Origin of the sequence: Kribbella sp. HUAS MG21 (genome assembly GCF_040254265.1) — a bacterium.
Lineage (GTDB): Bacteria > Actinomycetota > Actinomycetes > Propionibacteriales > Kribbellaceae > Kribbella.
On the sequence record NZ_CP158165.1, the window covers coordinates 5,781,005 to 5,793,080 of the forward strand.

Consider the following 12,076-nt stretch of genomic DNA (forward strand, 5'->3'; position numbering starts at 1 on the left):
TGCATCATGGCCCTGAAAATCGCTTCCCGCTTCCGCCGGCTGCTGCAGCGCCCCGGCTCGATCGATCTCGGCCCGTACGAGCGGCTCACGCAGCTGGTCGGCGAGGCGGAGGAATCGGTCCAGTCCCTGACCGACGACGAGTTGACCGAGGCGGTCGCGGAGCTGCGTACCAGCGGCGGGCTGCACGAGGACGAGCAGATCGAGTTCCTCGCGCTCGCCCGGGACGCCGGCCGCCGGGCGATCGGCGAGCGCGCGTTCGACGGGCAGGTCGTCGGTGCGCTGGCGATGCTGCAGGGCCGGGTCGTCGAGATGGCCACCGGTGAGGGCAAGACGCTGGCCGGCGCGATCGCCGCCGCGGGGTACGCCGTCGGCGGCCGCAAGGTGCACGTGCTGGCGGTGAACGACTACCTGGCCAAGCGCGACGCCGAGTGGATGCGCCCGGTGTACGAGCGGCTCGGCGTCACCGTGTCGCACGTCGGCCAGGTGTCCACGCCGGAGGAGCGCCGCGAGGCGTACCAGGCGGAGGTCTGCTACGTCCCGGTCAGCGAGATCGGTTTCGACGTACTGCGGGACCGCCTGGTCACCGACGTGGCGGACCGGGTCACCGCCGAGGCGGACGTGGCGCTCGTCGACGAGGCCGACTCGGTGCTGATCGACGAGGCCCGGGTGCCGATGGTGCTCGCCGGCGCGACCCGCAACGAGGCCCTGGACGACGACGTGGTCCAGCTGGTGCGCACGCTGCGCGCGGGCGTCGACTACGAGATCGACGGCGACGGCCGCACGGTCGCACTGACCGACAGCGGCACCGACAAGGTCGAGAAGGTCCTCGGCGAAGCCGCCGCGGCGGAGGACGACCCCGACGAGGCTGACGAGACCGAAGAGGCTGCCGAGCCGGCGGTCGCGAAGAAGTTCAACCTGTACGACGACGAGAACCTGGACCGTTTGACGCAGATCAACGTCGCCCTGCACGCCGAGGTGCTGCTGCGCAAGGACGTCGACTACCTGGTCCGCGACGGCAAGGTCAGCCTGATCAACAACAACCGCGGCCGGATCGCGAAGCTGCAGCGCTGGCCCGACGGCCTGCAGGCCGCCGTCGAGGCGAAGGAGGCCGTCCCGGTCAGCGACTCCGGCGAGGTGCTGGACAGCATCACCGTGCAGTCCCTGATCAAGCGCTACAAGACCCTGTGCGGCATGACCGGTACGGCGGTCGTCGTCGGGGAGTCGCTGCAGGAGTTCTACGACGTCGAGGTGGCCGTCGTACCGCCGAACAAGCCGAACATCCGCAAGGACGAGCCCGACCGCCTGTACCTGACCGTCGACCAGAAGAACAAGGCGCTCGTCGAGCACATCGCCGAGGTGCACGAGACCGGACGCCCGATCCTGATCGGGACCCACAGCGTCGAGGAGTCCGAGCAGCTCAGCGACCAGCTCGAGGCGGCCGGCATCGAGCACGTCGTACTGAACGCGAAGAACGACGCCGAGGAGGCCGCGATCATCGCCGAGGCCGGTGTGCCCGGGACGGTGACCGTGTCGACGCAGATGGCCGGGCGGGGTACCGATATCCGGCTGGGCGGCAAGGACGAGTCGCACGACAAGGACAAGGCGCTCGAGCTCGGCGGGCTCTACGTGATCGGCACGGGCCTGCACGCGTCGCGGCGGCTCGACGACCAGCTGCGCGGGCGCGCCGGGCGGCAGGGTGACCCGGGCGGGTCGCTGTTCTTCGCGTCGCTCGCCGACGAGCTCGTCACGCGGTACTCCGTTTCGTCCGGTCTCCGGCCGCACCCGGACGACACCGGACGGCTCACCGACCGCAAGTCGATCGGGGTGCTCGAGCACGCGCAGCGCGTCGCCGACGGCGCGAACGCGGAGCTGCACCGGACGACGTGGCAGTACAACCGGCTCACCGGGCAGCAGCGGGCGATCCTGCTCGAGACCCGCGAGCAGGTGCTGACCGAGGACCTGGCCGCGACGGAGCTCGCCGAACGGGCCAAGGAGCGGTACGACGAACTGGTCGACGAGGTCGGCGAGGACGTGGTGAAGAGCGCGGCGCGGCGGATCGCGCTGCGGCACCTGGACCGGCGCTGGACCGACCACCTGGCGTACCTGGCGGACCTGCGGGAGGGCATCCACCTGCGCTCGCTGGCCGGCGGCATCGTGCACCTGAAGCCGATCGACGAGTTCAACAAGTCGGCGATCGCGTCGTTCGACACGCTGATCGAGGACGCCTGGAAGGACGCGGCGGAGACGTTCGGCACCGCGGAGATCACCGCCGACGGGCTGAACGAGGAGGCCAGCGGGATCCCGCGGCCGACCGCGACCTGGACGTACCTGGTCAACGACAACCCGTTCGGCACCGAGGCGGACCGGATCCTCGGCCGCCTCCGCAACGCGATCAAGCCCGGCTCGGCCGCCGAACCGGAGGAGATCCTGCCGGAGGAATTCGACGAGGACGAACTCCCCGAGGAGCTCCGCGACGCCGACTCGGACGACGACCTGCCGGAGGAGCTCCGGGACGCCGACGAGGACTCGGCGGACGGGAAGAAGTAGGACCTGCAGGCCATCACAACCGGGACGGCGAGCACACTTCCAGCGTGCGCCGTCCCGCCGGCCGGCGATTGTGATGGCCTGGGCGTCCACTCCGACTTTGGTCTAGGGGCGGGCAGCCGTCGGCCCGATGCCGGGTGGGGGCGGGTCGGGCGACTCTTTCCGCATGCCTCTCAAGGGTCCGCGGCTGCTCGTGGTCGACATCGCCGTCCCGCTCGCGCTGTTCTACGGGCTGCGGGCCCTCGGGGCGAGCGACCTGACCGCCTTGCTCGTCGGCATCGTCCCGGGACTGATCGGCTCGGCGGTCTCGCTCGTGCGTACCCGCCGTACCGATCTGATTGGGATGGCGGTCGTGCTGAGCATGGTCGGCAGCGCGATCGTCGCCGTGCTCGGCGGCGACGCGCGGATGCTGCTGGTCCGCAACGCATGGGTCAGCCTGCCGTTCGCCGGCATCACGTTGTGGTCGCTGCGGCACCCGCGGCCGATCTGCTACACGGTCACGCTCGCGATGCTGCCGCGGCGGGCGCGCGTGATGGAGCAGCTCTGGGAGACGAACGCGCGGTTCCGCGAGGCGTGGAAGTGGATCACGGTGTGCTGGGGGATCGCGTCGGTCCTCGACGGCGTACTCCGGATCGTGCTGGCCTACACGTTGCCGATCTCCGTCGTACCGGCGACCGACCCGGTGATCACCGCCGTGACCATCGTCGTCCTGCAGGTCCCGACCCTGATCCTGCTCCGCCGCAGCGGCACATGGCACCTCGTGTTCGCCGTTGCAAGTAAGTAGTCATCGGCTACTCCTCCACAGCCTCTGGCAAGGCGGTCCCGGTCTGATGCTATGGACTGCCGGGTAGACGTTTCACAGCCACCTGCCCGGTCAGCCGGGTCTTCTGGTCGGCTCCGCGTCCGTTTGAGGTCTCCGTCCCACTGACGGCGACTGCCAGCGCGGCGAGGTTCCTCGCCGCGTTCTCGTCACGGTCCATGATCAGACCGCAGAATTCACACTTGTACTCGCGTTCGGACAGGAGCAGTTTGGCTTTCACCGCTCCACAGCCCGAACAGGTCTTGCTGGACGGGAACCAGCGGTCGGCCACGACCAGCCGCCCGCCGTTCCACCTGGTCTTGTACGCCAATTGCCGCCGGATCTCGCCGAACCCTACATCTCCGAGCCGGCGGGCAAGACGCTTGTTCTTGAGCATCCCAGCGACGTTGAGGTCCTCGACCACGACGATGCCGTACTCGGCCGCGATCGCGGTGGTGAGCTTGTGCAGCGCGTCGGCGCGCTGGTACCAGACCCGGTGATGGACTCGGTTGCGCTGGGAGCTGGCACGCTTCCACCGGTTTGACGCCACGCGACCAGTACGACGATCCGGGCCACGACGACGCGATACCCGACGTGACAGCCTCCCCAACTTGCGCATCGACGTGTCCAGATGTTTCGGGTTCTGCACCGCTTGCGGCTCGATATCCGGCGCGGCGAGCATTGCGAGGTTCTTGACCCCCAGATCCACGCCAACCACAGCATCGGGATGCTTCACGGCTCGCGTGGAGATCACCTGCTCGACAGTGAAGGACACGAACCATCGGCCCCGCTCGAACCGGATCGTTGCGGCCGTGATCCGGACGCTGCCGTCGACGAGTTCGGGCGCCGGTGTCTCGTGCAGCCGTATGCGTCCGATGCGCGGAAGCACGGCGTACCGGTCGTCACATCCGATGGCGCCGGTGGTGAACCGGCACGACCTGACCGCCGTACGCTTGGACTTGAACCGCGGGAATCCCACCGCTCGACCGGCGCGCATGCCCCTACGGGAGTCGTGCCAGTTCTTCAATGCCGCCGCCAGCTGGGTCAGACCCGATGCGTAGGCCTCCTTGGAGTACTCCGCCCACCAGGGAGCCACGTCGGCCTTGGCATGGTTCCATGCTTTGCGCAGCGAGTACATCGACCAGGAGATCGCCGGAGTCTGCAGCTGGTGCGGGATGCCGTAGCTGCCTTCGGCTGCCCGCTGATCCATCACCGCCTTGACCCGCCCCAGACCCCAATTGAACGCCTTACGCGCAGCGCCACAGTGCCCATCCAGGTACCTCGCCTGACGGGGTGTCGGGTTCAGCGCGTACTTGTATGCCCGAAGCGTCACGATGGCTCCCCGGACACGGGGGCGACAGAATCGTCAGGCATGCCTGCAGTCTCGCCGACCCCACCGACACATATCCGGCAGGTATCCGCGGCGCGACCCCGTCGGCCGCCTACTCTCGGTCGAGTGACCGACGACTACGTTTCGCAAGCGCGCATGCGCGAGTTGATCGATGACGGTTCGGCGACGGTGATGCTCGCCGGGGCCGAAGTCAGCCCGACCTGGTACGACGGGCGGTGGTGGTACGTCCCCGCCGACGCAGCCGAGGACGCCGACTACCAGGCCGCGGAGCCGGAACAGGCGGAGCGGTTCGACAAGTTGCGGCGCCGGGCAGAGGCCGTCGAACGGGTCCAGGCCGAGCTGGACGCCCGCTCGTGACGCCGCTGACGCCGCGTACGCCGCGGGGCTATCGCGGCGAACCCAGCCGTGACGAGCTCGCCGCGGCGCAGCAGGTCGTGGACCTGTTCGCTACCGAGGCCCTGCTGGCGCTGGACCGCTTCGAGCGATCGTTCCCGGCGGGAGCGGCCGGTCGGGAGCGTCAGGTCGCGGACCGGCTCGCGCACTGGTGGCAGAAGCTCCAGTTGGACGACGTACGCCTGGACCCGGCGGGGACGGACGCCGAACAGATCCTGGGAGCAGCCGCCGACCTGTCCCTCGACCCGGAGAACGACTGGGGTGTGAGCCTCGAGGAGGCGTCCGCACAGGCGGTCAACCGGGCCGCGCTGGACGGCCGGACGTTGCCGGTCACGACGGTCGCCGACCTGCGGACGGACTTCGAGACGGCGTACGGCGACCGGGTGAAGGTGCCGGAGCGGGACGACGAGTGGCTCGTCCAGTCGCTGACCCGGTTCGCCAGAGCCAGTGTCCTGCGCGACGTGATCGCGGAGGGCGCGCACGTCCGGGTGAGCGAGCCGCTCCGCGCGGCAGCCAACGAACTGGTCCGCCAGGGCCAGCAGTTGACGGACGACCGGCGGCAACTCGACGTACAGCAGGCAGTCCCGGCCAAAGGCTCGTTCACGGGCCACGCACGGAACTTCGCCGGTCTCTGGGCGTACTCCACCGTAGTCGGCATGACCGGCGCCCCGTTCTGGGCCCAGGTCGCCATGAACACGCCCGCCAGCGCCCTGTTCCTCGCCTCCTGGCACGAACAACGCCGCCAGCAGAAAGCGTTCGAACACCGACTGGACCCGGCTCAGGCCCAGCTCCGGTCCGTCCGCGCAGACCTGATCGGCAACCTGGACACCACCCAGCCGCCGACGCGCCGCGACAATGCGGCACTGCGCAACGCCGCCAACCGGCGTACCGGGCCGGGCCGCTGAGCGTCCCCGACGGCGCTGTCGGTGGGGCTGGCTAGGCTGCTGGCGTGAGTGATGGGTTGTTTGATCTTCCGGGGGCTCCGGCGCCTGCTCGTGGGGGCGGGAGTTTGGCGGATGTGGACCATACGGCGGCGCCGTTGGCGGTGCGGATGCGGCCTCGGAGTTTGGATGAGCTGGTGGGGCAGCAGCATCTGCTGGCTCCCGGGTCGCCGTTGCGGCGGTTGGTGGAGGGGGACCAGCCGATGTCGTTGCTGCTCTGGGGTCCGCCGGGGACGGGGAAGACGACAATCGCGGCCGTCGTGTCGCATCAGACCAACCGGAAGTTCGTGGAGCTGTCGGCGGTCACCGCCGGTGTGAAGGACGTCCGGCAGGTGATCGACGCCGCGCGGCGGGACCTGTCCCGCGCGACTGGGGCCGTCGAGACCGTGCTGTTCATCGACGAGGTGCACCGGTTCACGAAGGCGCAGCAGGACGCGCTGCTGCCCGGTGTGGAGAACCGCTGGGTGACCCTGGTCGCCGCGACCACCGAGAACCCGTTCTTCTCGGTCATCTCACCGCTGCTGTCCCGCAGCCTGCTGCTCACCCTCGAATCACTCACCGACGAGGACATCTCGCGCTTGCTCGACCGCGCACTGACCGACGAACGCGGCCTGAACGGCGAGTTCGAGCTCGCCGACGACGCCCGCGACCACCTGCTCCGGATGGCCGGCGGCGACGCCCGCCGAGCTCTCACCTACCTGGAGGCCGCCGCCGGCGGAGCCCGCGCCAAGCACGACCAGGCCGTCAAGTACCAGGACGCCTCCGAGCCGACGGACGAAACAACCGCATCGGACGTGGGACCGGCGGTGATCGATCTGGTCACGTTGGAGACCGCGGTCGACCGCGCCGCGGTGCGATACGACCGGGCGGGGGATCAGCACTACGACGTCGCGTCGGCGCTGATCAAGTCGATCCGGGGCTCGGACGTCGACGCGGCGATGCATTACCTCGCGCGGATGATCGAGGCGGGCGAGGATCCGCGGTTCATCGCGCGGCGGCTGGTGATCTCGGCCAGCGAGGACATCGGGATGGGGGACCCGACGGCGCTCGGAGTCGCGGTCGCGGCGGCCGAGGCCGTGCAGCTGATCGGGATGCCGGAGGCGCGGATCAACCTCGCGCAGGCGGTCGTGGCGCTCGCGCTCGCGCCGAAGTCCAACGCGGTGATCATGGCGGTCGACGCGGCGATCGCGGACGTGAAGGCAGGCAAGGTCGGACCCGTACCGCCGCACCTGCGGGACGCGCACTACGCCGGTGCGAAGAAGCTCGGCCACGGGTCGTCGTACCAGTACTCCCACGACGACCCGCGCGGCATCGTCCCCCAGCAGTACGCGCCGGACGTCATCGACGGCACCGACTACTACAACCCCACCCGCCGCGGCGGCGAGGCGGCGTACGCCGATCGGGTCGCGGCGATCCGGAAGATTCTCCGGGACCGCAAGCGCGACCGCAAAGAGGAGCGCAAGTGAGCCGGGTCGCCGAGCACGTCGACGCCTTCAACCAGGCGGTGGCCACGGGTGACTGGGACGGTTTCGCCGGCCGGTTCGCGGCGGACGCGTCGATGACCTTCGCGGGCGTCCCGGTCGGCCCGTTCCACGGACGGGCGGCGATCGCGGCGGCGTACCGGGAGGATCCGCCGACCGACACGATGACCGTGCTCGACGTCCGGACGTACGACGGAACGGACAGCGCCCGGTTCCGCTGGACCGACGGCGGCACCGGGACGATGGAGCTGACGTGGACCCCGGACGGTGCCGTCCAGGCGCTGACGGTGCGATTCGACCCGGGCGCGTGAGTTGGTAGGCTGCCAGGCGACCTGGGGGTGAAGGGTTACCAGTGAGGCAGTTCCACCTAGGACGACATGTCAAGAAGTTCGGGGCGCGGCACAGCCGCCGGCGCCCGCCGATCCTGAAGCTGGGTGTGCTCGCGACGCTCGTGGTCGCGGTGGCCGGCGCCTGGTTCTTCGTCCCGTCCGGCGCGCGGAACGCCGAGGCGCCGCAGGCCGGCGCTGCGTCCAGTACGCCTGAACGCGCCGAGGCCCCGTCCCGCTCGACCACCCGGCCGTCGCTCCCGGTGGGGCGTCCGTTGCAGCCCGTCACTCCCGGCCTGCCGCCGGCGGTCCCGACCACCTCGGACCCGGTACCGCCGTGGTCCGCGCCGACCGCCACGCAGGAGAGCTCGCGCAGGGACGCGTCGAAGCCCCGGCCGGAGACGTCGGCCTGGCCGACCAGCCCGACCACGTCGAGCGCCCCGCCCAGCGCGGGCCCCACGACCCCGACCACGGGCCCGACGACGACCTCAGCCCCGTCCACCCCGGCCCCGACCACGCCGGCCCCGACGACAGCGGTCCCCACCACCCCGGCCCCGACCACACCCGCCCCCACGACGCCGACCCCGACGACCACACCGTCGCCGACCCCGACCCCGACACCGACACCGACGCCGACGAAACCGAAGCCCAAGCCGACGAAGCCGACCCCGCGTCCCCTGCTTCCCAGCCTGCCGCTGCCGACTCTCACCCTCAGCCTCGGCTGAGCCACCGGTCGTGAACCCCCTGCGACAGCAGGGTTACCGAGCGAACGGCCCGGTTTGGTGAGCGACTGTGATGTGCGGGATGGTGTCCTGGAGCGGGGTGCGGTCACGCCGCGCGATAAGGTCGGGCGGTCCACAAGCTCGCACAGAGTTCGCATCAGGTCGCTACGGAAGGTGGATCGTTTCCATGAGCGTCGGTGAAGTCGCGGGGCTGATAGCCGCCTGCGCGCTGCTCATCCTGGTGGGCCTGCTGGCCTATCCGATCCTGAAGCTCGGCAAGGTGTTCGACGAGACCCGGATCATGGTGAAGGGCGTCTCCGACTCCAGTGTCCCGCTGCTCGGCGAGGTGACGACCACGGTCGCGACCACCAACGCCCAGCTGGCGAAGGTGGACACGATCACCGACAACGCGACCACGGTGACCACCAACGCGGCCGCGCTGATGTCGCTGTTCTCGGCCACCGCCGGCGGCCCGCTGGTGAAGGCGGCCGCGTTCACGTACGGCGTACGGCGGGCACTCGGTGAGCAACAGCGCAAGGACGTCGCCAAGCGCGTCAAGGACGAGATGAAGGCCGAGCGGAAGGCGCGGAAGCGGTGAAGCGGATCTTCTGGCTGATCATCGGGATCGCCGTCGGCGTGTACGCCGTCACCCGGTTGAAGAAGCGCGCCCAGATCCTCGCTCCGGAGAGTGTCCAGGAGTCCGCGGCCAAGCTGGCCGCCGCGGTCCGGCACTTCGGCGACCAGGTCCGCGAGGGCATGGCCGAGCGGGAGACCGAGCTGCGCGACGCGCTGGGCATCGAGAACACCAACGATCGTGAGGACTACCGGTAACACCCATGGAAACCAGTGAGATCAGGCGGCGGTTCCTGCAGTACTTCGAGGACCGGGGCCACACCGTGGTGCCGAGCGCGCCACTGCCGTCGCCGGACCCGAACCTGCTGTTCAACGTCGCCGGCATGGCCCAGTTCGTGCCGTACTTCGTCGGCCAGCAGACGCCGCCGTACCCGCGGGCCACGAGCGTGCAGAAGTGCGTCCGGACGCTCGACATCGACGAGGTCGGCAAGACCACCCGGCACGGCACGTTCTTCCAGATGAACGGCAACTTCTCCTTCGGCGACTACTTCAAGGAGAAGGCCATCGAGTACGCCTGGGAGCTGGTCACCAAACCGCAGAACGAGGGCGGTTACGGGTTCGACGAGTCGGTCCTGTACGCCTCGGTGTACTACGAGGACGACGAGGCGATCGACCTCTGGAAGCGGGTCGCCGGCCTGCCCGACGACCGGATCGTGCGGCTCGGGATGAAGGACAACTTCTGGTCTATGGGGATCCCGGGTCCGTGCGGCCCGTGTTCGGAGATCCTGATCGACCGCGGCCCGGAGTTCGGCGCGGACCGGGACTGGGAGGCGGGCGACCGCTACCTGGAGTTCTGGAACCTGGTCTTCATGCAGAACATCCGCGGTGAGGGCGGCGGCAAGGAGGGCTACCCGATCCTCGGCGAGCTGCCGAAGAAGAACATCGACACCGGTCTCGGCCTGGAGCGCGTCGCGTACCTGCTGCAGGGCGTCGACAACATGTACGAGATCGACGAGATCTACCCGGTGATCGAGCGGGCGTCCGAGCTGACCGGCCGCAAGTACGGCGCCGAGCACGAGGACGACGTCCGGTTCCGGGTGGTCGCGGACCACGTCCGCAGCGCGCTGATGCTGATCGGCGACGGCGTCACCCCCGGCAACGAGCAGGGCGGGTACGTACTGCGCCGGCTGCTCCGCCGCGCGATCCGCTCGATGCGGCTGCTCGGCTACGAGGACCCGAGCCTGGTCGAGCTGCTCCCGGTGAGCCTCGAGCAGATGAAGAAGTCGTACCCGGAGCTGGTCACCGACTTCGGCCGGATCAGCCAGGTCGCGTACGCCGAGGAGGACGCGTTCCGCCGTACGCTCACAGCCGGTACGACGATCTTCGACGTCGCGGTCCGTGACACCAAGGCCAGCGGTGCGCACCAGCTCGAGGGCGCGAAGGCGTTCCAGCTGCACGACACCTACGGGTTCCCGATCGACCTGACCATCGAGATGGCGGCCGAGCAGGGCCTGAACGTCGACACCGAGGGCTTCCGGAGCCTGATGAAGGAGCAGCGCGAGCGGGCCAAGGCCGACGCGCGCGCCAAGAAGGCCGGTCACGCGGACACCTCGGGGTACCGGGAGCTCCGCGAGAAGGGCGTCACCGAGTTCACCGGGTACTCCGAGCTCGCCACCGACTCGCAGGTCCGCGGGCTGCTCCGCGAGGGCGCGGTCGCCGAGTTCGCCGAGCAGGGCGAGACCGTCGAGGTCGTGCTGGAGAAGACCCCGTTCTACGCCGAGTCCGGCGGCCAGATCGCCGACGAGGGCCTGATCGTCGGCGACGGCCTGAAGCTGAAGGTGCTCGACGTGCAGCGCCCGGTGAAGGGCCTGATCGTGCACAAGGTCGAGATCCTCGACGGCGTACTGCGCCCGGGGACCGACGTGCACGCGGAGGTCGACCACGAGTGGCGGGTCTCGGCCTGCCAGGCGCACTCCGGGACGCACGTGGTGCACGCCGCGCTGCGCCAGGTGCTGGGCCCGAACGCGCTGCAGAGCGGTTCGTACAACAAGCCCGGCTACCTGCGGCTCGACTTCGCCTGGTCGTCGGCGCTCGACGCGGCCACCCGGTCGGAGATCGAGGAGGTCGCGAACCTCGCGGTCCGCCAGGACCTCCCGGTGTCGGCGCAGTACATGACGCTGCCGGAGGCCCGGGAGTGGGGCGCGCTGGCGCTGTTCGGCGAGACGTACGACGAGCAGGTCCGCGTGGTCGAGATCGGCGGGCCGTGGTCGCGTGAGCTCTGCGGTGGCACGCACGTGAAGCACTCGTCGCAGGTCGGCGCGCTGACCGTGACCGGCGAATCGTCGGTCGGCGCCGGGGTCCGGCGGATCGAGGCCTTCGTCGGCATGGAGGCGCTGCACTACCTCGGCCGCGAGCGGGCGCTGGTCCGGCTGCTCAGCGAGAACCTCAAGGCCCGTCCGGAAGAGCTGCCGGCGAAGGTCGCCGACCTCGCCGAGCGCCTGCGCGCGGCGGAGAAGGAGCTCGAGCGGGTGCGGGCCGCGCAGGTCCTGCAGGCCGCGGGCGAGCTGGCGGCCGACCCCAAGGACGTCTTCGGCGTCCAGTACGTCGGCCACCGGGCGCCCGACGGCGTGAACGGCGGGGACCTGCGCAAGTTGGCCCTCGACGTCCGCGGCCGGATGCCGAACGACAAGCCCGCCGTGGTCGCCGTCCTGAGTGTGAACGACGGCAAGCCCGGGGTGGTGGTCGCGCTCAACGACACCGCCCGCGAGTGGCGGCTGAAGGCCGGCGACCTGGTGCGGGTCGCGGCCGAGAAGCTCGGCGGCCGCGGTGGCGGCAAGGACGACGTCGCCCAGGGTGGCGGCACGGACGCGGCCGGTGCCGACGACGCGCTGAACGCCGTCGAGCACGCCATCGGCCACCAGGTGACCGGCTAGAAGAGAACCGACG

General features: G+C 70.0%; 11 protein-coding genes. 10 read left to right on the plus strand and 1 reads right to left on the minus strand.

The genetic code is table 11. The features are described from left to right. Positions 1–6 precede the first annotated feature (6 nt). Both ABN611_RS28050 and ABN611_RS28055 read left to right on the plus strand, forming a co-directional pair. A complete protein-coding gene (locus ABN611_RS28050; RefSeq protein ID WP_350275238.1) occupies positions 7–2,547 on the plus strand; it encodes an accessory Sec system translocase SecA2 in 2,541 nt (846 codons plus the stop codon). 163 nt (positions 2,548–2,710) lie between these two features. Beyond that, positions 2,711–3,328: a VC0807 family protein gene (locus tag ABN611_RS28055; RefSeq protein ID WP_350275239.1), complete on the plus strand. Its 618-nt coding sequence runs from the start codon at positions 2,711–2,713 to the stop codon at positions 3,326–3,328. Between the two features lie 49 nt (positions 3,329–3,377). Here ABN611_RS28055 and tnpB read toward each other — a convergent pair whose 3' ends face one another. Beyond that, positions 3,378–4,676 (minus strand): IS607 family element RNA-guided endonuclease TnpB, encoded by a 1,299-nt coding sequence (gene tnpB, locus ABN611_RS28060; RefSeq protein ID WP_350275240.1) that lies wholly within the window; start codon positions 4,674–4,676, stop codon positions 3,378–3,380. 123 nt (positions 4,677–4,799) lie between these two features. Here tnpB and ABN611_RS28065 point away from each other — a divergent pair, with 123 nt between their 5' ends. The 8 genes from ABN611_RS28065 (at position 4,800) to alaS (ending at position 12,063) form a co-directional block, all read left to right on the plus strand. Then, positions 4,800–5,051, plus strand: coding sequence for a hypothetical protein (locus tag ABN611_RS28065; RefSeq protein WP_350275241.1), 252 nt, complete (start codon positions 4,800–4,802; stop codon positions 5,049–5,051). Further along, positions 5,048–5,992: a hypothetical protein gene (locus ABN611_RS28070; protein WP_350275242.1), complete on the plus strand. Its 945-nt coding sequence runs from the start codon at positions 5,048–5,050 to the stop codon at positions 5,990–5,992. Before ABN611_RS28065 ends, ABN611_RS28070 begins: the two co-directional genes overlap by 4 nt. A gap of 44 nt (positions 5,993–6,036) precedes the next feature. Continuing rightward, on the plus strand, positions 6,037–7,494 hold the full coding sequence (locus tag ABN611_RS28075) for a replication-associated recombination protein A (RefSeq protein WP_350275243.1): 1,458 nt from the start codon (positions 6,037–6,039) through the stop codon (positions 7,492–7,494). After that, positions 7,491–7,820 carry a nuclear transport factor 2 family protein gene (locus tag ABN611_RS28080; RefSeq protein WP_350275244.1) on the plus strand — a complete coding sequence of 110 codons (330 nt, stop codon included), beginning with the start codon at positions 7,491–7,493 and terminating at the stop codon, positions 7,818–7,820. Before ABN611_RS28075 ends, ABN611_RS28080 begins: the two co-directional genes overlap by 4 nt. Positions 7,821–7,861: 41 nt before the next feature. Further along, the gene (locus tag ABN611_RS28085) at positions 7,862–8,560 is read left to right on the plus strand and encodes a hypothetical protein (protein WP_350275245.1); all 699 of its coding nucleotides are present in this window, start codon (positions 7,862–7,864) and stop codon (positions 8,558–8,560) included. A 184-nt stretch (positions 8,561–8,744) separates the two neighbouring features. Then, positions 8,745–9,155 carry a DUF948 domain-containing protein gene (locus tag ABN611_RS28090; protein ID WP_167209706.1) on the plus strand — a complete coding sequence of 137 codons (411 nt, stop codon included), beginning with the start codon at positions 8,745–8,747 and terminating at the stop codon, positions 9,153–9,155. Continuing rightward, positions 9,152–9,388 carry a DUF6167 family protein gene (locus tag ABN611_RS28095; protein WP_350275246.1) on the plus strand — a complete coding sequence of 79 codons (237 nt, stop codon included), beginning with the start codon at positions 9,152–9,154 and terminating at the stop codon, positions 9,386–9,388. The genes ABN611_RS28090 and ABN611_RS28095 overlap by 4 nt, the downstream gene beginning before the upstream one ends. A 5-nt stretch (positions 9,389–9,393) precedes the next feature. Further along, positions 9,394–12,063: an alanine--tRNA ligase gene (gene alaS, locus ABN611_RS28100; protein WP_350275247.1), complete on the plus strand. Its 2,670-nt coding sequence runs from the start codon at positions 9,394–9,396 to the stop codon at positions 12,061–12,063. Positions 12,064–12,076 lie beyond the last annotated feature (13 nt).

What these genes read in the sequence shown, in the direction of transcription:
- ABN611_RS28050 (WP_350275238.1), top strand. Translation starts at nt 7, where the DNA reads ATGGCCCTGAAAATCGCTTCCCGCTTCCGCCGGCTGCTGCAGCGCCCC.
- ABN611_RS28055 (WP_350275239.1), top strand. Translation starts at nt 2,711, where the DNA reads ATGCCTCTCAAGGGTCCGCGGCTGCTCGTGGTCGACATCGCCGTCCCG.
- ABN611_RS28090 (WP_167209706.1), top strand. Translation starts at nt 8,745, where the DNA reads ATGAGCGTCGGTGAAGTCGCGGGGCTGATAGCCGCCTGCGCGCTGCTC.
- alaS (WP_350275247.1), top strand. Translation starts at nt 9,394, where the DNA reads ATGGAAACCAGTGAGATCAGGCGGCGGTTCCTGCAGTACTTCGAGGAC.